Genomic DNA, 21,498 nt, shown 5'->3' on the forward strand with positions numbered 1-21,498 from the left:
AAACGCAATTACATAAGGAGGAATAAACATGTCTGAAAATTTATTAAACGTTGTCAATAAACAAGTAGCTGATTGGACTGTGCTTTACGTGAAATTACATAACTATCATTGGTATGTAAAAGGGAAAGATTTCTTTACACTCCATGAGAAATTTGAGGAACTATATACAGAAACAGCTACATATATTGATGATTTGGCTGAGCGTATGCTTGCTTTAAATGGACAGCCTGTTGCGACAATGAAAGAGTGCTTAGAAATTTCAAGCATTCAAGAAGCAGAAGGCAAAGAATCAGCGGAGCAAATGGTGAAAAATCTATATGATGATTTCTCCAATATCGCTGAGGAATTAAAGAAAGGAATGGAGCTGGCTGCAGAGGTTGGCGATGAAACAACAGGTGATATGCTGCTTGCGATTCATCAATCCATTGAAAAACACAACTGGATGCTTAAAGCATATTTAGGATAATACACGTATGGGAAAAGAATGTCGGTCATAATTCGATCGACATTCTTTTTTTATTGGAATCGGGACAGACAGCCCATTGAAATCATAGGGCTTTCAGCCGAAGAGAAAAGAGAAGGGAGGGAAGAAGATGTCTTCTATTGCAGGAATGATGAGTCAGCAAGTAGCGAGCATTCAAAAGACACTCAATATTAGTTTGTTGAATTCACAGCTTGCTACGAATACAGCACAAGCTATGGTGATGCTGGATCAAGTGCAGCAGCAGCCTCAAGCTGTTCAGCCAAAGGATTCAGATGCAAGCTTTATTGATGTTAGGGTCTAGGAAGTAGCCGCCGCGCAAGGCGGCTTTTTCTTGTCAAAAGACAGCGCCTTTATTTTTTGTCGTCCAAGCTATTGCGAAAATCCGGCATATACTATTGAGGTAAGGAGTTCCACTATGAAAGGATGTTGATGCCAAGTGAGCAAGGATTTAGGCATCTTTTCGTTGGTTACAGTGAGTTTGTCGGCGATGGGCTTTCTGTTTGGTGGAGCAGGATATTTACTGATGATTTTAGTAACGTTGATGGCTATTGAATTAATTTGTTCAAGCCTAAGAGAATCTTTGACTGGACAGCTCACAATGAAGCGGTTTTTTACAAGGTTTGTCCGAAAGATCGTGACAGTTTCCTTAATATCGATGGCGCATTTCTTTGATGTCATGCTGAAGACAAATGGGACGATTAAGGATTTAGCGATCATCTTTTATATAATTTATGAATCTTACCAAATCGTCTCGACAGCCAGAGCCCTTGGAATTCCCATTCCACAGTTGTTTATTGATGTGTTGGACATGTTGAAAAATAAATTGCGCAAAAAGCCGTAATTTCCTCATATCTGGTCATACTAAAGGAAAAAAGGATGATTCAGATGGCGAGACACACCTACTATGTATCCGTACAAGATGGATCGATATCGCAGCATAGAGATGCAGCGGCTTGGCAATTTCAAATAGAAGCAGATGATGATCAAATTTTGCAGCTGAGAGACTATTTCGATGAACAGTATATGACAGATTGGAAAGGCTTCTTTCGGGCACATGTTCCTTTTCTTGAATATCATTATGATAGTCCAAATGATGAAATGGATAGAAAAAGAAAAGAGATTTACACAATGATTTATGAGCTCGGCAATGAAGAGACAAGGAGCTTTATTGAGACAAATGGTTTGATGAATTGAAAAAGCATGTAGAGAATCTCTACATGCTTTATTTTCGCGGCTGTAAAATGCCTCCGATCAGATCAGTGATCCCGCCGCCTCTATTTTCTTGCTGTGAATTGGTGAATTCATGAGAGGAGCTTTGGCTCTGAGGCTTATAGCGATTATCATCTAAGCCAACCCGTAAGCCAGATGTGCGCTCAGATGGCTGAATAATAACAATTTGGTCTTGTTCTTGGAACTCAAATAAATAGGATTCACCAGATGTTTGTCCAATGAAAGTTTTCCAGTTCACATCTAATTTGACCTTTGGTGCTTTGCCCGTCCAAGCGACAATTGCGTCAGGGTCTACGCGGCAGGGGGCTTTTAAAATGAGCGGATTTCCATTCGTTTTGATGGCAACCTGCGCTCCGTGCCCTTGATAAGAGAGTTTTGATGTAAACAGTCCTTTCTGCGATAAAATACCAACGCCTACTGGTGTGACGCCGTAATGGCATTCCTCAGTAAAGGCAAGTAAATCTTCACTTTCTACACTTACATGCTGCCAAGGACCGCTTGGCTCAAGATTAATCACTGTTACATGCTCGCTTGAATCAGCCAGATAGCAAGTACCTTGTCCACTCACTTCCATCATCTCAAGGTTTTCACCTGTGAATTTCCTGCTGATATGGTTAAATACTTGGCTGACCATATTTCCTTTATTCGTTCCAAGTAATCGCTTGCGGTATTGGAAACTTCCTTGATCGGCAATCATTGCGCCCTTTTTGGCAAAAAAGATTCCGCTGCCTTCTGCTTGTAAGGTAAGTTCTTCTATTGTGATGAAATGAAATCCCATGGGTGCCGGCTCCTTTCCTGCGTCAAGATGTGAATCCATAGATGCGGCATAAATCATGTAAATTTAGAGTAGTCCCTTGCCCGGTCGCAGTGATTTTCCATTCCTCCTGATCTCTCGTGAGTTCTGCGCATATAATGGATGTACAATACGAATAATCTTCTGTTAACTGAAAGGTACAAATCTCTTGCTGCGAGATTTGATCAGTAAGGCGCACATAGGCATTAGTGACTTGTCCAAAATGATGCTGGCGTTCGTGTGCATCATGTATTGTGGCTGTGACGACAATTTTATGAATATCAGGTGAGACTCTGCTTAATTGCATAATAATCATTTCATTGTCTCGATACCCTCCGCCAACTTGATGATCACCAAGATGACGAACAGCTCCGTCTAAGCTTTGCTGCTGGTGATAATAGATCAGATGCTTAGGAGACAACAGTTTGTCCTCTTCATTTAAAAGAAACACTTGCGTATCTAAATCAATTGGCTGACCGGCCAGGTCCCAGCCAAGCCCGATATGAATTTGGTCGACCGCTGGATTGTCTTTTGTTAAATCAAACTTTTGCCCTTTCACGAGGTGTTTCTTGATCACCTCATGGGGTGCGTCTTGTTTTGACCCATTTTTTATACTCATGCTGATTTCCTCCTCGTTGTCATAGGACAAACACTGATTCATTTACGTCATATAGGGATAAAAGGTTTCATGATTAAAATTGGGTGAAGTTGGAGATGATAAAAAGGTTTTAGCAACAATACCTCATTTTAGATACAGACGAGTTGGAACCACTCGTTTGTTTCACTTTTGATAAAAATTCTTCAGATAAATGTGATCTGTGGTATGATGTTTTACAAGAAGCAAGGACAGGATATGAGGGATTTCACATGCATGTATTTAAAGACTTTTATCATAATACGGTCAAGCTCTCTTTTGAGGAGAAGCCTTTTTCAAGTCATCCTAAGCATGTTTGGGCCATCTGCCGCTACCAAGGGAAATGGCTGCTCACTGAACATGAGGATCGGGGCTATGAGTTTCCAGGAGGGAAAGTTGAGCCCGATGAAGAAGCAGACCAAGCCGCTATACGGGAGATTCAAGAAGAGACGGGTGCTGTTGTTCGTGAATTAACGTATATTGGTCAATATCAGGTACTGGGCAGAGAAAAGGTCATTGTCAAGAATATTTATTTCGCTGATATTGAAAAGCTAGTGAAGCAAGACACGTATTTTGAAACGAAAGGACCCGTTCTTTTCGCAGACTTGCCAAGATCCATCGCAAAAAATAAGAATTTCAGTTTTATTATGAAAGATGATGTGTTAAGACAAAGTCTTGCTTATTTAGAAAAAAACGGTTTGATTCGTTAAAAAAAGCGCAGGGAAACATTCCCTGTGCTTTTTTATTTTTGAAGAAAACGGCGTTCGAGCCATTCCACAAGCTGGTACATGATGGTCGCAAACACAGCAATAATGAAAAGACTTAAGAACACGAGTGTAAAGTTGAAGACTTGAAAGCCGTAAATGATCATGTAGCCGAGCCCTTTTGAGGAAACAAGAAATTCCCCCACAATAACCCCAACCCAAGAAAGGCCGACATTGACTTTGATCGCAGAAATCATCGTTGGAATACTAGCTGGCAAAATGACCTCGCGAAAGACGACGCTTTTTTTCGCACCAAAGGTTTTCATCACCTTTAAATAATTCTCATCGACCTCTTGAAAGGCTGTATAAATGACGATCGTCGTAATGATTACACTAATGATTGCGCCCATGGCAACGATGCTGATCATGCCAGGCCCAAGGGCAACAATTAAAATCGGGGCGAGGGCAACTTTTGGCATGGCATTTAAAATGACTAAATAAGGATCAAGAACGTTTGCCAGGCGGGTGGACCACCATAAGGCGGCAGCAAGCAAAATGCCGCAAAAGGTACCAAGTAGAAATCCGAGCATCGTTTCAAATAATGTAATACTCATATGATTCACTAAAGACCCATCGGATATTTTTTGTATAAACAATTGGCAGACCGCTGATGGTGAACTAAATATCAGTGGATCGATGAGACGAAAATGACTGGCAAGCTCCCAAAGCGAAAAGAAGCTGGCGAAAATAATGAACTGATAGATTCGGGTCATGCGCTTTTCCATTCGGTATTTTTTGCGATAGGCTTCATGTAAAAGGTCACTGTGTTTCAACGGTTTTCAGCTCCTTCCAAATCGTTTGAAAGAGCTCTTGGAAACTCTGGGTCTGTCTTGCTTTAAAAGGAGAAAGAGTCCTCAGATCCTCTGGAACGGTAAAAATCCGCTGAATCGAGCCAGGATGCTTTGAGAATAAGAAAATGCGATCACTCATCGCAATGGCTTCGCCAATGTCATGTGTCACAAGAACCGCTGTTTTTTGATAGTCTTTGAGTGTATGAAAGACGAGATCCTCTAATGTTAGTTTGGTTTGGTAGTCTAGAGCTGAAAAGGGTTCGTCTAGTAAAAGCAGACCGGGATTCACTGCAAGCGTTCGGGCGAGAGCCGCACGCTGCCTCATACCGCCTGACAGCTCTTTCGGGTATTTTTCCTCTACATCATGAAGGCCAAGCTTAGGCAGTAAGCCAAGAGCGGCGGAGGTGGCTTCATGTGAATCTTGTTTGGTAATTTTCAACCCGAGAATGATATTTTCCTTGATGGTTTTCCAAGGGAACAAATAATCCTGCTGGAGCATGTAGCCGATTTGATGCTCCTTTTGATTCGGTTCTTTTCCTTCGATTAAAATTCGGCCTTCAGAAGGCGGCGTTATTCCTGCAATGATAGACAGCAGGGTGGTTTTTCCGCACCCACTGGGACCAATAAATGAGATAAATTCTCCTTGGTCTATCTCCATATTGATGTGCTGTATGGCCGTTGTTTTTTCTTTTAAAGAGAAGTACGTGTGGGTCACATGGTCAATTTGAAGGAAAGACATGTGCTACCTCCTATTCTATTTATGTTCTGTGACCTTCTTTGCAATGGATGAATCGACAAGTTGTTTATACGGGATAAATTTCGGCAATTCATCGCTCTCCTTCATAATTTCCTGCAATTTGTTCCATTCCTCTTCATTCAGAAGGGGGTCTGTTGCATAGGAGTCCTGCTGTTTGTAGCGTTTAATGGCTGTTGATAAGACATCAAGTTCTGTGTCAGGAAAATGAGATTGAATGGTTTTGGCAATCTCCTCCGGCTGCTTGGCTTCCACCCATTTCTGCGCTTTGTAAATGGCACGAGTGAAGGCTTCTGCTGTCTCTTTGTTTTCCTCTAAGTAACTTTTCTTTGCCATGAAGGTGGTATACGGCACCTTTCCGGAAGCCTCTCCAAAGGAGGCGGTGATGTACCCTTTGCCTTCTTTTTCAATTAAGGATGCTGTCGGTTCGAATAACTGCACAAAATCGCCAGTTCCAGAGGAGAAAGCACCTGAAATATTGGCAAAATCAATATTTTGAATCATGCGGAGATCCTTTTTTACATCAATGCCTTCCTTTTTCAGGACATATTCACCGACCATTTGCGGCATGCCGCCTTTCCGCTGTCCAAGAAAGTCTTTTCCTTTTAATTGATTCCAAGAGAATTCGCTCACTTTCTCCCTTGAAACAAGAAATGTACCGTCTGTTTGTGTCAGCTGTGCAAAGTTGATGACAGAGTCTTTTGTGTCTTGAGCCTCTACATAGATAGAGGATTCAGATCCGGTCAGGGCAATATCTGCACCGCCGGATAAGAGAGCGGTCATCGTTTTATCGCCGCCCCAAGTCGTTTTTAATTCAACCTCTAGCCCTTCTTCTTTGAAAAAGTCCTCAGATAAGGCAACATATAGCGGAGCATAAAAAACCGAATGGGTCACCTCGGCTACTTGTACGGTCTGCTCTTGTTCTTTTTTACAGGCGACAAATGGAATAAAGAGCAGGACAACGACGATGAATGCCAGTCTGACTTTGATGGAACGATTCAAGAGTAATTCGCCTCCTTTGTTCTAGATCACTAATTAAAGTATGTCAAAAGGGATTTTTGGTGAGTGCCTAGATGAAAATAAGAAGCGCATTGTTTATTTATAGAACGTGTCTTTTTTTCTATACTAGAAGCATGAATACTTTCTTGAATTTGGAAGAAATAAAGGGGCGGTTTCGTGTATAGAGTGAGTTGGGTATTTCTTGGGTGGTATTTAGTAGGGCTCATATTAATGGTCTTTTTTGAGGTGCCAGCATGGCTTCAGTTTGCAAATGGCATTTTCCTTGTGCTGTATGCCTGCTGTGTGATAGAGATTGGGCGAAATATTTATGGATCATGGGGAATTGTGATCAAACGGGCAGCCATTGTCGGCGTACTGACATTTACGGTTGAATGGATTGGGATCACAACCGGGTTTCCTTTTGGGGTTTATGACTATTATCCGGCATTAGGTTTTCTAGTGGCAGGGGTACCTTTAACCATTGCTTTTGCATGGGTTGGTGTGTTTTTAAACAGTCTTTTTTTATCCAGTCAGCAGTCGAAATGGAAACGAGCGGTCGAAACGGGGATATGGATTGTCTTGCTTGACCTCATATTAGATCCAGTAGCGGCTGAACGGAAATTTTGGGTGTGGTATGACGGCGGTGGTTTTTATGGTATTCCTTTTGAGAATTTTGTGAGCTGGGGTATGATTGGAGCAGGACTTTCCTTTCTCTTCCCGCTTGTTCAGATTGATCAGAAGGCTTTGAGCTGGACGAGCCGTATTTATCAGGCAATGGTGTTCTTTTTTGGTGTGCTGGCATTAAAGGGCGGGCTCGAGGTCATTTTTTATTTAGCACTGATCATTGTTATTTTGTGTGAAGGAAGGGTTCAATTTGAAAGAAAGCGACAAAAGCCGATCGTTTAGACGTATATTTTCTCTTTATCTTGAGCGGTATTTACTTCATAAACATTTTCGCTGCGTGATGATGAAAGGCGCTGTGGACCCAAACGAGAAGCTGCCTGTTCTTTATATCGCCAATCATAGCTCATGGTGGGATGGACTCATCCTCTTTCTTTTAACAGAAAAAGCGTCCGAACTCGATCACTATATGATGATGGAAGAGAAGCAGTTGAAGCAATATGCCTTTTTTCGTAAGCTTGGAGCTTTTCCGGTTCAGAAAGAGAATCTGAAAAGTGTAAAGCAAGCATTAATGACGGCTAAAGAAAACATGCAGGCTGGCGGGGCTGTATGGCTTTTTCCGCAGGGGAAAATCATGCATCAGGACATGCGGCCGCTTGAATTAGAGGGCGGGGCTTCATTTTTAGTGAGACAATTTGAGCAAGTCGTGGTGAAGCCTGTGACCTTGCATTATACATTTAATCAATTTCAAAAGCCGACAGTATCTGCTTTGTTTGGGGAAGATACCTTAGTATCTGGCGGGGCACTTCGAAGCAAGGACGTGACGCACCTGCTCAGAGATCTGCTTGAAACGCAGCTAAACGCACATCAAGAACAGGTCATCGCAGATCCTGATTTTTCAACTAATCAAGAATTTAGACAGATGACAAGGACAAGTCAGTCAACAAGTGATGCGTTTGATTCCTTTAAAAAGTGGGTGAAAACATGGCGGTCTTCCTAACTGTGATCAGTGTACTCTTGCTCTGTCAGTTTATTTTCACCATATGGAATATGAGGCAGCTTCCTGTTTTAAAGCCAGCATCCTTTCCGCCGGGTGAACCTATTTCGTTATCAATTCTGATTCCAGCGCGAAATGAGGAAAATCGGATCGAAGCCTGTCTTCAGTCGATCGTTGATCAACGTCTTTACCCGAAAGAGCTCATCGTCCTTGATGATCACTCGACAGATCAGACAAGAGCGATTGTGGAGCGGTTCGCAGAAACATATCCGTGGATCCGTGTCCAGTCAGGTCAACCATTAAAGCGCGGCTGGCTTGGTAAATCATATGCCTGTTCTCAGCTCGCGGAAGCTGCTGCTTCTGACTGGCTGCTATTTTTAGATGCGGATGTCCGTTTAAAAAAAGGGGCAGTTGAATCAGTGTACAAGCAGTTATGCATGCAAAAAACGGGCATGCTGTCAGGTTTTCCAGAACAGAAAACAGGTACATTTTTTGAGCATCTTGTGGTTCCTATGATGATGTTTACCATTGGCTGTCATCTGCCAGTGAAATGGGTAAGAAAATCTAAGAATCCCGCTTTTGCCGCAGCACATGGCGGTTTTATTGCCATTGAAAAGAATTGTTATCACGACATTGGCGGGCATGAAGCGATCAAGAATTCACTAGTTGATGATATGGCCTTGGCTAGACGAGTGAAGGAAAAAGGCTTTCCGTTCACACTTGCAAGCATTCATCCATTTGTGTATATGAGAATGTATGAGAGTGGACAAGAGGTTTGGGAAGGTTACCGGAAAAATTTATTCCCAGGTGTGAATCGAAGCATTGCTTTGTTAAGCAGTGTCTTTTGTTTATACACCCTCCTTTATTTGGTTCCTGTCATTTGTTTCATGATTGCATTGTTTCAGCTGGATGTTTTGAGCATATGCTTAGCGATCCTTTGCTATGGGCTAGGTGTGTCGATTAAAGCGGCAATAGATACTGAAAATGGGCGGACATCTGCGATGGCTTTTTTATTGCCGTTCAGTATTTTAAGCCTGATTGCTATCGGTTTTGCTTCTATGAAAATCGGTCTGAAAAAAGAAGGGTATGAATGGAAAGGGAGAAGGTACGAATGAAAAAAGTGATCATCATCGGCGGCGGACTTGGCGGATTATCAGCCGCGATCCATCTCCAGTCACGCGGGGTTCAGGTCACTATTTTAGAAAAAGAAGCGGCTTTAGGCGGGAAATTGCAGCGTCATCATGGAGCGGGCTACTCTTTTGATTTAGGACCGAGTACCATTACAATGAAGGCATATTTTGAAGAAGTGTTTACATCCTGTCATAGACGGATGGAGGATTATGTGACCTTCTATCCGATTTCTCCACTGACCAAAAATATTTTTTCAGATGGCCATACGGTCGAGTTTACGCCGAATATTGAGCAAATGGAATCACAAATTGCTGCATTCAGTCCTGAAGATGCGAAGCAATACCGTGCATTTTTACAGGAATCAAAGACGTTTTTTCAAAAGGCAGAGGAGCAGTTTTTAAATCGTTTGTTATTGAGCTGGAAGGATAAGGCGGATTTTAAGTTGATGAAAGCACTTCTTGCTGTCAAACCATTCACATCCGTTCAGCGCCTGCTGCGTCAATATTTCCGTCATCCCCATACATTGGCGATGTTTGGACGGTATGCCACTTATATCGGCTCTTCTCCCTACGAAGCGCCGGCTATTTTTAACATGATGGCATATTTAGAAGGGGAGAAAGGGATTTATGGAATACAAGGCGGTACATATCGTTTAGTTGAGGCATTTGAGACACTGGCAAAAGAATTAGGCGTTCAGATTCACCTCAATGAACAAGTGAACAAGATTCATGTGAAGGATCGGCGGATCAAAGGAGTGGAGACGGATCAGAAGATGTATGAGGCAGATCAAGTCATTGCAGGAGCAGATGCGCTGACTGTATACCGTCATCTTATAGATGAAAAAGACCGTCCTCGTTTTTTAAATCAAAAACTGGCTGGTATTGAACCGTCGTTGTCTGGCTTTGTTCTTTTATTAGGTGTACCTAAAGTCTATGAGCAGCTGGCTCATCACAATGTGTTTTTCCCTGAGGATTATGAGCAAGAATTCAAGGATATTTTTCAGAAAAAACAACTGCCTCAAGATCCGACGCTTTACATATGTTATTCAGGTCATTCAGAAACAGCTTTAAGCGGAGGAGCGGGAAGAAGCAACCTGTTTGTACTGGCCAATGCACCTTATGTGACAAATGAGCAAGATTGGGACATGCTAAAGGAGACATATCGTCAGCATGTAAAAAACAAATTAATGGAAAAAGGCCTTTTTGGTTTGGATGAGCTGATCGAATATGAAGCGGTTCAAACCCCGCTCGATCTGCAGCAGAAAACGGGGGCATATCGTGGAGCCATTTATGGCATGTCTTCAAACTCGTTCAAACAGGCGTTCTTTCGCATCAATAATCAGTCAAAGGACATTGAAGGGCTTTGGTTTGTTGGGGGAACAAGTCATCCAGGCGGCGGCACGCCAATGGTGACAAAATCAGGCCAGCTTGTCGCAGAAGCGATGCTGAAGCAATGGACGTAAACAGAGATGAAAAGGAGAGAAATCGAGTGATTGTGGAAAAAAGAAGGTTTCCGTCGCCCCATCCGCATATTCACTTATATACAGTGACCTATGAGGCAGATGGGCTTCGGATGAAAGGGCTGCTCGCTGAGCCGGCCGGAGAAGGTCTCTACGACGGCTTTTTGTACTTACGAGGCGGCATTAAAAATGTGGGGATGGTCAGACCTGGCCGGATTGTGCAATTTGCCGCGCAGGGCTTTGTCGTCTTTGCTCCCTTTTACCGAGGAAATCAGGGGGGCGAAGGGAACGAAGATTTTGCCGGAGAAGATCGAAAAGATGCGTTCGCTGCCTTTCAGTTGTTAAAGCAGCACAAAAAAGTGAAGAAGGACCGCGTTCATATCTTTGGTTTTTCGCGAGGCGGTATTATGGGTATTTGGACCGCTGTTGAAATGAAACAGGAGGCAGCTTCCTTTGTCACATGGGGAGGCGTCAGTGACATGAAACTTACTTATGAAGAGCGTGTGGATATGAGACGGATGATGAAGCGTGTGATTGGCGGTCCGCCGCATAAGGTGCCAGAGGCATATGAGAACAGAACCCCTTTAAATGATGTGGATCAAATTGAAGCACCTGTCCTCATCATCCACGGAGAAGAAGATCAAAATGTATCGATTGAGCATGCGTATTTGTTAGAAGATGCGCTGCGCCAGCACGGGAAGTCCGTGGAGACATGGTATTTCCACGGATACAACCACTACTTTCCGCCGCAGCATAATCGAGAAATTGTGAGAAGGCTGACCACATGGATGCACAGCCGAAAAAGCGGAAATGTGGTAAAATAAGCAGTATAACGAAATATAGAAAGTAGGGGGATTTTCATTATGGGAATGCCTGTTGAATTTAATACAATGATTGTCACAAAGGGAAAAGAGACAAGAATTGAAGAAAATGTATTTGAACTCATGAAGGATGGATACCGCATTTATCCATTAAATATTCCACTTGAGGTGCGCAAAACGAAAGACGGAGAAAAAACAGGGACAGCACATGTTGAAAAACTAGAGCTGACAGACAATGTCACGAAGGTGACATACCGCCTTGTGTCATTGCATTCAACAAACTAAAAAAAGCTGAGGGATTGAATCTCCTCAGCTTTTTTCATTTGGTTATACGAGTGGTCCGCCTTTGGCTTCAATGTCACTTGCCGCGTGGCTGAATTTTTGGAAGTTCTTTTTAAATTCATTGGCAAGGAAGTGTGCTTTTTCTTGATAAGCCTTTTGGTCATCCCATGTTTTAGCAGGTTGAAGCACTTCATCTGGTACACCAGGAATATGAAGCGGGATGTGTAATCCGAAGATGTCATCAGTGATCATCTCAGCATTGTCAAGGTCACCTTCGATTGCTGCCTGCACCATTGCTCTTGTATGAGCGAGATTCATTCGTTTGCCTGTACCATAGCCTCCGCCAGTCCAGCCTGTATTCACAAGGAATACTTTAGCACCGTGCTCATCAATCTTTTTGCCGAGCATTTCAGCATAGACGTGAGCTGGAAGCGGGAGGAATGGTGAACCGAAGCAAGTTGAGAATGTCGTTTCTGGTGATGTGACACCGCGCTCAGTTCCAGCTAATTTACTTGTGTACCCGCTCAAGAAATGGTACATTGCCTGTTCTTTTGTTAAACGGCTGATTGGAGGTAATACGCCAAACGCATCAGCTGTTAAGAAGACAATGGCAGATGGATGTCCTGCGATACTTGGTTTCACGATGTTATCAATCATTTCGATTGGGTAAGCAGCGCGTGTATTTTCAGTAAAGAATGTATCATCGTAATCCGCTTCACGTGTTTCTTCATCAAGCACAACGTTTTCAAGAACAGATCCGAAGCTGATCGCTTTGTAGATCTGTGGTTCTTTTTCTTCACTTAAGTTCACACATTTCGCATAGCATCCGCCCTCGATATTAAAGACCCCTGTGCCAGACCAGCCGTGTTCATCGTCTCCGATCAGCTTGCGGCTTGCGCTTGCAGAAAGCGTCGTTTTCCCAGTACCTGAAAGTCCAAAGAATAAGGCTACATCGCCTTCTTGACCTACGTTTGCTGAGCAGTGCATGGATAAAATATCTTGCTCAGGAAGCAGGTAGTTCATCACAGAGAAAATGGACTTTTTCATTTCTCCTGCATATTCTGTTCCACCGATAAGAATCGTGCGTTTTTCAAAAGAAACGATGATAAACGTTTCAGAGTTTGTGCCATCTGTTACAGGATCTGCTTTGAAGTGCGGTGCAGATAAGATGGTGAAAGGTTTTTCGTTTGAAGAAGGTGTTGACCCGTCAGGTCTGATAAATAGCTGCTTGGCAAAAAGATTGTGCCATGCGAATTCGTTTACAACTGTAATCGGCATACGATATCTTTCATCAGCGCCTGCAAACCCTTCAAAGACGAATAGTTCATCACGTTCTTTTAAGTATGACACAACCTTTGTATATAAACGGTCAAATGCTTCTTTGGAGATCGGCTGGTTTACTTGACCCCAATCGATTTTATGCTCAGAGCTTTCTTCTTTGACGATAAATTTATCTTTAGGCGAACGTCCTGTGTAGGCTCCAGTTGTCGCGCGGACAGCTCCTGTTGATGTTAAAACGCCTTCATTACGTGCCAAAATCTTTTCAACAAGTTTCGGAACAGATAAATTTTGGTGCGTATTTTCTAATGAGAGCAATGACTGCAAATCTTCTTTTAAATCCACTGAGTTCATAAAAAAACCCTTCCTTTACCGTTGAATTTGTTTGTTTCAATTAGTATAACACATTAATAATAATAGTCTATACTATTTAAAAATTTTTGTGTGTGTTTTTTCATTTCTGCTATGAAAATATGCTTTTTGGTGATGCTAATGATGAGGAGAAAAAAGAGGGAGATAATTCTTATGAAGCATTGACATGACGCAAGGGTTTAAGATAAGATATCTTATTGAACGGATACTCTTATCCCGAGTTGGTGGAGGGACAGGCCCGATGAAGCCCAGCAACCGGTTTCTTATGAAAAAGGCATGAACATGCTGAGAAACCAAGGTGCTAACCTGATGCAAGGTACAAGAACACCTTGAGCGATAAGAGTGAAAGGCATGCGATCTCAGACCCTTTCCTCGCAATGAAGGAAATGGTTTTTTTATTTTTGGGATATCATATGAACAAATTGCCAATAACATCTCTAATATAAACATTATTAAATATAAGAGGGAACGAGTTCCGTATCATATTGGAGGCCTCATCTTGGGATGATGTGGTCTTGTACAGGAGGAAATAGCCATTATGAGTCAAAATCGTCGTTTATTTACTTCAGAATCAGTGACAGAAGGACATCCGGATAAAATCTGTGATCAAATTTCAGACAGCATTTTGGATGAAATTTTAAAGAAAGATCCAAATGCACGTGTTGCCTGTGAAACTTCTGTTACAACCGGTCTCGTATTAGTAAGCGGTGAAATTACAACGTCTACTTATGTCGATATTCCAAAGACGGTGCGTGACACAATTAAGGAAATTGGCTACACACGTGCGAAATATGGTTTTGATGCGGAAACATGTGCGGTCCTTACATCAATTGATGAACAGTCTGCTGATATTGCGCAAGGTGTAGACAAAGCCCTTGAAGCACGTGAAGGAACAATGACTGAAGAAGAAATTGATGCGATTGGTGCAGGTGACCAAGGATTGATGTTTGGTTTTGCCAACAACGAAACCGAAGAGCTCATGCCGCTGCCGATTTCCCTAGCGCATAAATTATCTCGCCGTTTAACAGAAGTACGTAAGAATGAGACACTTGCATACCTTCGTCCAGACGGAAAAACACAAGTCACAGTTGAATATGATGAGCAAAACAAACCAGTTCGTATTGACACAGTGGTTATTTCTACGCAGCATGCACCAGAAGTGACGCTTGAACAAATCCAAAGTGACTTAAAAGAGCATGTCATCAGCCCTGTCGTTCCAAGTGAACTGATTGATGAACAGACAAAATACTTTATTAACCCAACTGGCCGTTTCGTGATCGGTGGACCTCAAGGGGATGCTGGTTTAACTGGACGTAAAATCATCGTTGATACGTATGGCGGATACGCTCGTCATGGCGGTGGTGCTTTCTCAGGTAAGGATGCAACGAAGGTTGACCGTTCTGCGGCATATGCTGCTCGTTACGTAGCGAAAAACATCGTAGCTGCCGGCCTTGCAGATTCTTGTGAAGTACAGCTTGCTTATGCAATTGGTGTTGCACAGCCTGTATCGATTTCAATTGATACATTCGGAACAGGAAAAGCTTCTGAAGAAAAATTAATTGAAGTGGTTCGTGCAAACTTTGATCTTCGTCCAGCTGGCATTATTAAAATGCTTGACCTGCGCCGTCCGATCTACAAACAAACAGCTGCATACGGACATTTCGGCCGTCACGACTTAGATCTTCCGTGGGAAAAAACGGATAAAGCCGAAACACTTCGTAAAGAAGCATTGGGACAATAACAACATAGAAAACCGCTTATTTTAAGCGGTTTTCCTTTTGATTAAAAAAAAATCAGCAAAAAGCGAAAAAATGTGAAACAAAATCGGACAAAATACTGTCTAATTATAGGTCTACTTTTAAGAAATAACATAACGTGGAGGCAATAATATGTGTGGGTTTGTTGGTGTATTTAATCACCGTCCATTGTCCGAAACTACTGAACAGGAAGAGCTAATTAAACAAATGAATCGTCTCATCGTTCATCGCGGTCCGGATGATGAGGGTTACTTTCATGATGAGCATGTAGGATTTGGATTTAGACGTTTAAGTATTATAGATGTTGAGCACGGAAAGCAGCCGCTTTCTTATGAAGATGAAAAGTACTGGATTATTTTCAACGGAGAAATTTATAACTATGTGGAGCTGAAGGAAGAGCTTGTGAAAAAAGGCTATACATTCAGCACAGATTCAGATACGGAAGTACTTCTTGCCACATACCGTCATTATAAAGAAGAAGCGGCTTCAAAGCTTCGCGGCATGTTTGCATTTTTAATTTGGGATAAAGAAGCGCAATTATTATATGGCGCAAGAGATCCTTTTGGCATCAAACCGCTTTATTTTACACAAATGGATGAGCAAGTGTACTTTGCGTCTGAACGCAAAAGCTTGATGGCAGTGAACGAGAACATTTTATTTGATGAGACATCCTTACAGCAATACATGTCATTCCAGTTCGTACCTGAGCCGAATACACTTGACCAAAAGGTGCACAAAGTAGAGCCTGGTCATCAGTTTACTTTACGCCCAGGACAGGAGATTGAATTTAAGACTTACTGGAAAGTTCAATTCAAGCCTGAACAAACACAAGAACAAAAGCTGATTGAAGAAGTCCGCGATGCAATCTATGATTCTGTGAAAATTCACATGAGAAGTGATGTTCCTGTTGGTTCATTCCTATCAGGTGGTATCGATTCTTCTTTCATCGTATCTGTCGCAAAGGAATTTCATCCTGAGCTGAAGACGTTTTCTGTTGGTTTCCAGCAGGATGGCTTTAGTGAAGTTGATGTGGCGAAGGAAACGGCTGATAAGCTGGGCTTACAAAACTTCAGCGCCGTGATTTCTCCTGAGGAATATATGAATGAGCTTCCGAAAATTGTTTGGCATTTAGATGATCCTTTAGCTGATCCGGCGGCGATTCCATTGTACTTCGTGGCAAAGGAAGCGAAGAAACAAGTGACGGTTGTTCTTTCTGGTGAGGGAGCAGACGAGCTGTTTGGTGGATATAATATTTACCGTGAGCCGCTTTCTCTTAAACCATTTGAATCTGTTCCATCTATGCTGAAAAAGCTTCTTCTTCGTCTGGCGCGCTTAATGCCAGAAGGAATGAAAGGAAAAAGCTTTATCGTCCGCGGCTGTACACCATTAGAGGAGCGTTATATCGGTAATGCGAAAATCTTTGAAGAGCCAGTAAAGAAAAACCTCTTAAAGCAGTATGATCCGAACATTACGTATCGTGATGTGACGAAGACATACTTCGAGGAAAGTGCAGGCTACAGTGATATTAACAAAATGCAATATGTTGATATTCATACGTGGATGCGCGGTGACATTTTACTGAAAGCAGATAAGATGACAATGGCGAATTCCCTTGAGCTTCGTGTTCCATTCCTTGATAAGGTCGTATTTGAAGCGGCTTCTAAAATTCCAGAAGAGCTGAAAACAAAAGATGGCACAACGAAATATTTATTGCGTAAAGCAGCAGAAGGCATTGTGCCTGACCATGTGTTAAACCGCAAGAAGCTGGGCTTCCCTGTTCCAATTCGTCATTGGCTGAAAAATGAGATGAACGCTTGGGCGAAAGACATCATTAAAAACAGTCAAACGGACGAATATATTAACAAAGCGTATGTGCTTGATTTATTAAATGAACATTGTGCTGGTAAGGCAGATCATAGCCGTAAGATTTGGACCGTTCTGATCTTTATGATTTGGCACAGCATTTATGTGGAGCGTAGTATTGATCCAGAGCAATTGAATCATCAACCAAAAGAAGTCATCTTCAGTTAATGAAAAAAGGTTTTCAGCTTTGTGCTGAAAACCTTTTTTGTCATGATAGAAAGTGGAGGAAAAGGGTAAAATAACAAGCGGTTCATAGTTATTGCTTAATATCCTGAAAAAAACATGATAAAGTGAAGATACACGTATGATGTTAACGAGATAAAAGGGAACGATAGTATTGTCCTTTTTCTACATATTCTCTGCGGATTCGGTCCATGTCTTGAATATCTTCATCTGTTAACAGCCGAACGACTTTGGCTGGACGGCCAAAAGCGAGTGATCCTTTTGGGATGACCTTGCCTTGAGGGACAAGACTTCCTGCACCGATAAAGGCGCCTTCGCCAATCTCCGCACCATCGAGAATGATGGACCCCATGCCAATGAGGGCATTTTTTCGAATGATTGAGCTATGTAATGTGACTTGGTGTCCAATGGTAGCACCATCTTCAATAAGAAGTGTTTTTCCAGGACTTTGATGCAGGCACGATAAATCTTGAATGTTGACGTTCTTTCCAATTCTCACAGGTGCGACATCGCCTCTGATGACAGTTTGGAACCACACGCTCGAATATTCTCCAATTGTGACATCACCGGTAATGGTGGCGTTTTCTGCGACAAAGACCGATTCATGAATCTCAGGTGTAAACTGATGATATGGATAAATCACTTTTTCTACTTCCTTTCTTAATACAACATTTGTGAGGTGTTTACTTTGTGGACTTGGCATGCTGAAAGACCAGTTGGTACAATTGTGATTGTACATGGTGCGAGTGAATATCACGGCCGATATAAATGGCTGATTGAAATGTGGCGGAATGCAGGCTATCATGTCGTCATGGGTGACTTGCCTGGGCAAGGCACATCGACACGTGCGCGAGGCCACATTCGTTCATTTCAAGAATACATTGATACAGTCGATGAATGGATCGAACATGCGAAATCATTCAGGCTTCCTACATTTTTACTTGGACACAGTATGGGTGGACTCATTTCAATTGAGTGGATGAAGCAGTATACCCATACGAAGTTGAATGGCCTTATTTTATCATCACCTTGTTTAGGTCTGCAATTTAAACCGAAGAAGCTGATGGATTTTGCGTCAAAAGGTCTAAATGTGCTGGCACCGTCTTTTAAAGTAGAGTCAGGGCTGTCGATTGAACTAGCGACACGAAATCAAGCGGTCATTGAGGCAGACTCAAATGATTCTCTTTACGTGACAAAGGTGTCGGTTCGCTGGTATCGAGAGCTGATCAAAAATATCGATGCAGCGATGCAACCGACGAATGTCTTTAAATCGATCCCGCTCCTTTTAATGCAGGCTGGCGATGATAAGATCGTGGATAAAACGAGGGTAATCAAATGGTTCAATGGCATAGAATCAACCAATAAATCATACCGTGAATGGGAAGAGCTGTATCACGAAATTTTTAATGAACCGGAAAGAGAAGATGTGTTTAAGGCGGCAAGAGCCTTTACAGATCAATATATTTGATTGTGAGCTTTAAGTTGGGGGTGGAGTGATTTGTCAGTACCAGAGCGTCCTTTTGCACTGATGACAAAGGTGTATAAAGATATTTTTCCGCTTGTTCATCAGGAGCTGAAAAAGTGGAGGGCTCATGCAGAAATGATTGAAAATGAAGAACTGAGAACGCAGGCACTAGCGAGCATATCTAGTAAAACGTTTCACTGTGAAGGCGGAGGTATTTTATCACTTCTAGCAGGTGAAGAGAAAGAAACGTGTATTGAATTCATCGTGGCATATCAAACCATCAGTGATTACTTAGATAACCTATGTGACCGCAGCACGTCGCTTGATCCAAAGGATTTTCATATGCTGCATCAAGCGATGAGAGATGCGCTTGATATTCATGCTGAGCTCAAGCCATACTATCAATTCCGTGAGGATCAAGAGGATCATGGATACTTACATGCGCTTGTCCGCACATGTCAAGACGTGCTTACGCGCGTTGAGCATTATCCAATCATTCAGCCATATTTACACACGCTGTGTGATTACTATAGTGATCTGCAAGTACATAAGCACGTTGTTCCTCATGAGCGTGTGCCAAGGCTAGAGTCGTGGTTCCGCCAATATGAAAAGGATTTGCCGAAGATGGAATGGTATGAGTTTTCAGCTTGTGCGGGATCGACGTTAGGGATATTCTGTCTTGTGGCGTATGCGCTGCAGCCTGATTTTACAGAAAAGCAAGCGAAGCAAATTTACGAAAGCTATTTCCCTTATATTCAAGGTCTGCACATTTTACTCGATTATTTAATTGACCAAGAAGAGGACCGGCTTGGGGGAGATCTGAACTTTTGCTCATACTACGATTCTCATCATGAGATGATGGATAGACTACAGCATTTTATTGAAAAAGCGGATGAGCAGCTGAAAGGCATTCCGCATGAGAACTTTCACAAATTGATTAACAGAGGATTACTGGCAGTCTATTTGTCCGATGAAAAAGTGACAGCCCAAAAAGAGATGAACAAGCTGGCAAAAAGGCTGATCAAATCAAGCGGGAAAACATCGTTCTTTTTCTATATTAACGGAAGAGCCTATCGGACCTATCAGAAAATGCCTTGGATGAAATCATCATAAAAAAGCTCAAATCCAATAGGATTTGAGCTTTAGCGTGTAGACAAACCCTCGCATTCGATGTCATGTCTGCAAAGGTTTTCTATCACGCTGAAAAGAAGAAAAAAAGCTAAAATGCACATCATTTTAGCTTTTTTTCAATTGCGACCACAAAAGGCGGGTCGTTTTGAATATTCATGTATTGATATGATAAAACTTGTACTTCTTCATGAGACAGTGATCTGCAATAGTCGAGAAGCACTTCTTTTTCTCTTTTACCTTCAGGATGTCCGTGGTAGATCACAAGGACGATCAGTCCTCCGGGTTTGAGCCATTCGAGGAGTTGTTTAATCGCTTCAATGGTTGTATGCGCCTGAGTGGTAACGGCTTTATCGCCTCCAGGTAGATACCCAAGGTTAAACACTGCACCAGATATATATCCATAAACATCCTTCGGCAGATGATCCGCCAGTTTTTCATGTCCATCATGGATCAGATGAACGTAAGGATATTGATCGCCAAGCCTTTTGCTTGTCTGCTGCAAGGCTTCCTCTTGCACGTCGAATGCAAACACTTGTCCATCAGTTCCTACAAGGTCAGCTAAATAGAGTGTATCGTGGCCGTTCCCCATTGTTGCATCTATGACGATGTCGCCTTTTTGACACGCGCGTTCTAACAGCTCTTTACTAAAAGGAAGCATGCGTTTCAAAATCATTTTGCTGCTTCTTCCAATCTGACGAAACGTTTCCCTTGGTAGCTGTTACGTCTTTCAAGCTCAGCATTAATGGCATTTAGTACTTCCCACTTGTTTACACTCCACATTGGACCAACCATTAATTCAATTGGGCCGTCTCCTGTAATACGATGAATAATCATTTCTGGCGGCAGAATCTCCAGCTGATCACAAACAAGCTGAACATATTCCTCCTGACTTAAAAACTCAAGCTTTCCTTTTTCGTATTGCTTAACCATTGGGGTCCCTTTTAAAAGGTGAAGCAAATGAATTTTAATTCCTTGCACATCTAAATCCGCAACAGCTTTTGCTGTTTCCATCATCATGTCCCGGTTTTCAAGAGGCAATCCGTTGATAATATGCGAGCAGACACGAATTCCGTGTTTTCGCAGTTTTTCTACACCTTCAACGTAGCATTCATAATCATGAGCACGGTTAATGAGCATAGCTGTCCGTTCGTGTACCGTTTGAAGACCAAGCTCTACCCATAGGTAAGTGCGTTCGTTTAATTCGGCTAAATACTCCACTACGTCATCCGGCAGACAGTCAGGTCTTGTTGCAATGGATAGACCTACGACACCATCCAGGTTCATGACGGTTTCATATTTTTCTTTTAGGACAGGAAGCGGCGCATGTGTGTTTGTATACGCCTGAAAATACGCCATGTATTTTCCGTCTTTCCATTTTGTATGCATCCGGTCTTTGATCTCATTAAATTGAGTGATGAGATCATCAGCCCGGTTTCCTGCAAAATCACCAGAACCAGCGGCACTGCAAAATGTACAGCCGCCGTGGGCTACGGTACCATCACGGTTTGGGCAGTCAAAGCCGCCGTCTAAGGCTACTTTAAATACTTTATGACCAAAGTGTTCACGCAAATGGTAGTTCCATGTGTGGTAACGTTTTTCGCTGTTTGAATATAAAAAAGGGTTATGCTGATCCAAGTCAGTAACCTCCTTGCATAATAATAGGCATCCTTAAAGTTTAACAAAAATCAC

At 42.3% G+C, this 21,498-nt stretch carries 24 protein-coding genes and 1 riboswitch; of the genes, 15 read left to right on the forward strand and 9 right to left on the reverse strand.

Annotated elements, in window-relative coordinates; genetic code table 11:
- Positions 1 to 28 precede the first annotated feature (28 nt).
- From C9414_RS04870 to C9414_RS04885, 4 genes are all read left to right on the forward strand, one after another.
- Entirely contained in the window at positions 29 to 466 is a 438-nt protein-coding gene (locus C9414_RS04870; RefSeq protein ID WP_039180885.1) for a Dps family protein, read from the forward strand.
- Between the two features lie 127 nt (positions 467 to 593).
- Positions 594 to 785 (forward strand): hypothetical protein, encoded by a 192-nt coding sequence (locus C9414_RS04875; protein ID WP_024424925.1) that lies wholly within the window; start codon positions 594 to 596, stop codon positions 783 to 785.
- A 135-nt stretch (positions 786 to 920) separates the two neighbouring features.
- Positions 921 to 1,325 carry a phage holin family protein gene (locus C9414_RS04880; RefSeq protein WP_039180882.1) on the forward strand — a complete coding sequence of 135 codons (405 nt, stop codon included), beginning with the start codon at positions 921 to 923 and terminating at the stop codon, positions 1,323 to 1,325.
- Positions 1,326 to 1,369: 44 nt separating this feature from the next.
- Positions 1,370 to 1,678, forward strand: coding sequence for a hypothetical protein (locus tag C9414_RS04885; RefSeq protein WP_024425787.1), 309 nt, complete (start codon positions 1,370 to 1,372; stop codon positions 1,676 to 1,678).
- A 28-nt stretch (positions 1,679 to 1,706) separates the two neighbouring features.
- Here the strand turns inward: C9414_RS04885 and C9414_RS04890 are convergent, their stop codons facing one another.
- Positions 1,707 to 2,492, reverse strand: a complete 786-nt coding sequence (locus C9414_RS04890; protein WP_039180879.1) for an AIM24 family protein — start codon at positions 2,490 to 2,492, stop codon at positions 1,707 to 1,709.
- 22 nt (positions 2,493 to 2,514) lie between these two features.
- Positions 2,515 to 3,126, reverse strand: coding sequence for a TerD family protein (locus C9414_RS04895; protein ID WP_258182571.1), 612 nt, complete (start codon positions 3,124 to 3,126; stop codon positions 2,515 to 2,517).
- Between the two features lie 248 nt (positions 3,127 to 3,374).
- Here C9414_RS04895 and ytkD point away from each other — a divergent pair, with 248 nt between their 5' ends.
- The gene (gene ytkD / locus C9414_RS04900) at positions 3,375 to 3,851 is read left to right on the forward strand and encodes an RNA deprotection pyrophosphohydrolase (protein WP_107163187.1); all 477 of its coding nucleotides are present in this window, start codon (positions 3,375 to 3,377) and stop codon (positions 3,849 to 3,851) included.
- A gap of 32 nt (positions 3,852 to 3,883) precedes the next feature.
- Here the strand turns inward: ytkD and C9414_RS04905 are convergent, their stop codons facing one another.
- Genes C9414_RS04905 through C9414_RS04915 form a run of 3 tightly spaced genes read right to left on the reverse strand, consistent with a single transcriptional unit; the run spans position 3,884 to position 6,452 of the window.
- Positions 3,884 to 4,630: an ABC transporter permease gene (locus C9414_RS04905; RefSeq protein WP_369880184.1), complete on the reverse strand. Its 747-nt coding sequence runs from the start codon at positions 4,628 to 4,630 to the stop codon at positions 3,884 to 3,886.
- Between the two features lie 34 nt (positions 4,631 to 4,664).
- A complete protein-coding gene (locus C9414_RS04910) occupies positions 4,665 to 5,435 on the reverse strand; it encodes an ABC transporter ATP-binding protein (RefSeq protein WP_047203532.1) in 771 nt (256 codons plus the stop codon).
- Between the two features lie 15 nt (positions 5,436 to 5,450).
- The gene (locus tag C9414_RS04915) at positions 5,451 to 6,452 is read right to left on the reverse strand and encodes an ABC transporter substrate-binding protein (protein ID WP_107163188.1); all 1,002 of its coding nucleotides are present in this window, start codon (positions 6,450 to 6,452) and stop codon (positions 5,451 to 5,453) included.
- Positions 6,453 to 6,626: 174 nt separating this feature from the next.
- Here C9414_RS04915 and C9414_RS04920 point away from each other — a divergent pair, with 174 nt between their 5' ends.
- From C9414_RS04920 to C9414_RS04945, 6 genes are read left to right on the forward strand one after another with little or no spacing between them, the layout of a single operon-like run.
- Positions 6,627 to 7,355, forward strand: a complete 729-nt coding sequence (locus C9414_RS04920; protein WP_107163189.1) for a carotenoid biosynthesis protein — start codon at positions 6,627 to 6,629, stop codon at positions 7,353 to 7,355.
- Positions 7,324 to 8,070, forward strand: coding sequence for a lysophospholipid acyltransferase family protein (locus C9414_RS04925; RefSeq protein ID WP_107163190.1), 747 nt, complete (start codon positions 7,324 to 7,326; stop codon positions 8,068 to 8,070). The genes C9414_RS04920 and C9414_RS04925 overlap by 32 nt, the downstream gene beginning before the upstream one ends.
- Positions 8,055 to 9,182, forward strand: coding sequence for a glycosyltransferase family 2 protein (locus C9414_RS04930; RefSeq protein WP_107163191.1), 1,128 nt, complete (start codon positions 8,055 to 8,057; stop codon positions 9,180 to 9,182). The genes C9414_RS04925 and C9414_RS04930 overlap by 16 nt, the downstream gene beginning before the upstream one ends.
- A complete protein-coding gene (locus tag C9414_RS04935; protein WP_107163192.1) occupies positions 9,179 to 10,660 on the forward strand; it encodes a phytoene desaturase family protein in 1,482 nt (493 codons plus the stop codon). Before C9414_RS04930 ends, C9414_RS04935 begins: the two co-directional genes overlap by 4 nt.
- A gap of 26 nt (positions 10,661 to 10,686) precedes the next feature.
- The gene (locus C9414_RS04940; RefSeq protein WP_107163193.1) at positions 10,687 to 11,481 is read left to right on the forward strand and encodes an alpha/beta hydrolase family protein; all 795 of its coding nucleotides are present in this window, start codon (positions 10,687 to 10,689) and stop codon (positions 11,479 to 11,481) included.
- 39 nt (positions 11,482 to 11,520) lie between these two features.
- Positions 11,521 to 11,763, forward strand: a complete 243-nt coding sequence (locus C9414_RS04945; protein ID WP_025092385.1) for a DUF2584 domain-containing protein — start codon at positions 11,521 to 11,523, stop codon at positions 11,761 to 11,763.
- Positions 11,764 to 11,805: 42 nt separating this feature from the next.
- Here C9414_RS04945 and pckA read toward each other — a convergent pair whose 3' ends face one another.
- On the reverse strand, positions 11,806 to 13,392 hold the full coding sequence (pckA, locus tag C9414_RS04950; RefSeq protein WP_047203525.1) for a phosphoenolpyruvate carboxykinase (ATP): 1,587 nt from the start codon (positions 13,390 to 13,392) through the stop codon (positions 11,806 to 11,808).
- Between the two features lie 226 nt (positions 13,393 to 13,618).
- Positions 13,619 to 13,753: riboswitch (SAM riboswitch) on the forward strand.
- A gap of 195 nt (positions 13,754 to 13,948) precedes the next feature.
- On the opposite strand from pckA, the gene metK reads away from it, so the two are divergent.
- Both metK and asnB read left to right on the forward strand, forming a co-directional pair.
- Positions 13,949 to 15,151 (forward strand): methionine adenosyltransferase, encoded by a 1,203-nt coding sequence (gene metK, locus C9414_RS04955; protein ID WP_039180847.1) that lies wholly within the window; start codon positions 13,949 to 13,951, stop codon positions 15,149 to 15,151.
- A gap of 148 nt (positions 15,152 to 15,299) precedes the next feature.
- Positions 15,300 to 17,198 carry an asparagine synthase (glutamine-hydrolyzing) gene (gene asnB / locus C9414_RS04960; protein ID WP_024426217.1) on the forward strand — a complete coding sequence of 633 codons (1,899 nt, stop codon included), beginning with the start codon at positions 15,300 to 15,302 and terminating at the stop codon, positions 17,196 to 17,198.
- 142 nt (positions 17,199 to 17,340) lie between these two features.
- Here asnB and C9414_RS04965 read toward each other — a convergent pair whose 3' ends face one another.
- Positions 17,341 to 17,856, reverse strand: a complete 516-nt coding sequence (locus C9414_RS04965) for a gamma carbonic anhydrase (protein WP_047203523.1) — start codon at positions 17,854 to 17,856, stop codon at positions 17,341 to 17,343.
- A 45-nt stretch (positions 17,857 to 17,901) separates the two neighbouring features.
- On the opposite strand from C9414_RS04965, the gene C9414_RS04970 reads away from it, so the two are divergent.
- Both C9414_RS04970 and C9414_RS04975 read left to right on the forward strand, forming a co-directional pair.
- A complete protein-coding gene (locus tag C9414_RS04970) occupies positions 17,902 to 18,681 on the forward strand; it encodes an alpha/beta hydrolase (RefSeq protein ID WP_024424906.1) in 780 nt (259 codons plus the stop codon).
- 30 nt (positions 18,682 to 18,711) lie between these two features.
- A complete protein-coding gene (locus C9414_RS04975; protein ID WP_039180839.1) occupies positions 18,712 to 19,791 on the forward strand; it encodes a tetraprenyl-beta-curcumene synthase family protein in 1,080 nt (359 codons plus the stop codon).
- 118 nt (positions 19,792 to 19,909) lie between these two features.
- Here C9414_RS04975 and mnmM read toward each other — a convergent pair whose 3' ends face one another.
- Both mnmM and mnmL read right to left on the reverse strand, forming a co-directional pair.
- Positions 19,910 to 20,482, reverse strand: coding sequence for a tRNA 5-(aminomethyl)-2-thiouridylate-methyltransferase MnmM (gene mnmM, locus C9414_RS04980; protein WP_107163194.1), 573 nt, complete (start codon positions 20,480 to 20,482; stop codon positions 19,910 to 19,912).
- On the reverse strand, positions 20,479 to 21,444 hold the full coding sequence (mnmL, locus tag C9414_RS04985; RefSeq protein WP_017358356.1) for a tRNA modification radical SAM protein MnmL/YtqA: 966 nt from the start codon (positions 21,442 to 21,444) through the stop codon (positions 20,479 to 20,481). The genes mnmM and mnmL overlap by 4 nt, the downstream gene beginning before the upstream one ends.
- Positions 21,445 to 21,498: the final 54 nt, after the last annotated feature.

Source organism: Bacillus sp. Nf3 (assembly GCF_003028545.1).
Taxonomy (GTDB): Bacteria; Bacillota; Bacilli; order Bacillales; family Bacillaceae; genus Bacillus; species Bacillus safensis.

Bases quoted from the DNA above. Each gene is read 5' to 3' on its own strand.
- pckA (WP_047203525.1), bottom strand. From the start codon at position 13,392: ATGAACTCAGTGGATTTAAAAGAAGATTTGCAGTCATTGCTCTCATTA.
- C9414_RS04905 (WP_369880184.1), bottom strand. From the start codon at position 4,630: ATGGAAAAGCGCATGACCCGAATCTATCAGTTCATTATTTTCGCCAGC.
- C9414_RS04935 (WP_107163192.1), top strand. From the start codon at position 9,179: ATGAAAAAAGTGATCATCATCGGCGGCGGACTTGGCGGATTATCAGCC.
- C9414_RS04895 (WP_258182571.1), bottom strand. From the start codon at position 3,126: ATGAGTATAAAAAATGGGTCAAAACAAGACGCACCCCATGAGGTGATC.
- mnmM (WP_107163194.1), bottom strand. From the start codon at position 20,482: ATGATTTTGAAACGCATGCTTCCTTTTAGTAAAGAGCTGTTAGAACGC.
- C9414_RS04930 (WP_107163191.1), top strand. From the start codon at position 8,055: ATGGCGGTCTTCCTAACTGTGATCAGTGTACTCTTGCTCTGTCAGTTT.
- C9414_RS04890 (WP_039180879.1), bottom strand. From the start codon at position 2,492: ATGGGATTTCATTTCATCACAATAGAAGAACTTACCTTACAAGCAGAA.
- C9414_RS04870 (WP_039180885.1), top strand. From the start codon at position 29: ATGTCTGAAAATTTATTAAACGTTGTCAATAAACAAGTAGCTGATTGG.
- C9414_RS04885 (WP_024425787.1), top strand. From the start codon at position 1,370: ATGGCGAGACACACCTACTATGTATCCGTACAAGATGGATCGATATCG.
- metK (WP_039180847.1), top strand. From the start codon at position 13,949: ATGAGTCAAAATCGTCGTTTATTTACTTCAGAATCAGTGACAGAAGGA.
- C9414_RS04875 (WP_024424925.1), top strand. From the start codon at position 594: ATGTCTTCTATTGCAGGAATGATGAGTCAGCAAGTAGCGAGCATTCAA.
- ytkD (WP_107163187.1), top strand. From the start codon at position 3,375: ATGCATGTATTTAAAGACTTTTATCATAATACGGTCAAGCTCTCTTTT.
- asnB (WP_024426217.1), top strand. From the start codon at position 15,300: ATGTGTGGGTTTGTTGGTGTATTTAATCACCGTCCATTGTCCGAAACT.
- C9414_RS04910 (WP_047203532.1), bottom strand. From the start codon at position 5,435: ATGTCTTTCCTTCAAATTGACCATGTGACCCACACGTACTTCTCTTTA.
- C9414_RS04945 (WP_025092385.1), top strand. From the start codon at position 11,521: ATGGGAATGCCTGTTGAATTTAATACAATGATTGTCACAAAGGGAAAA.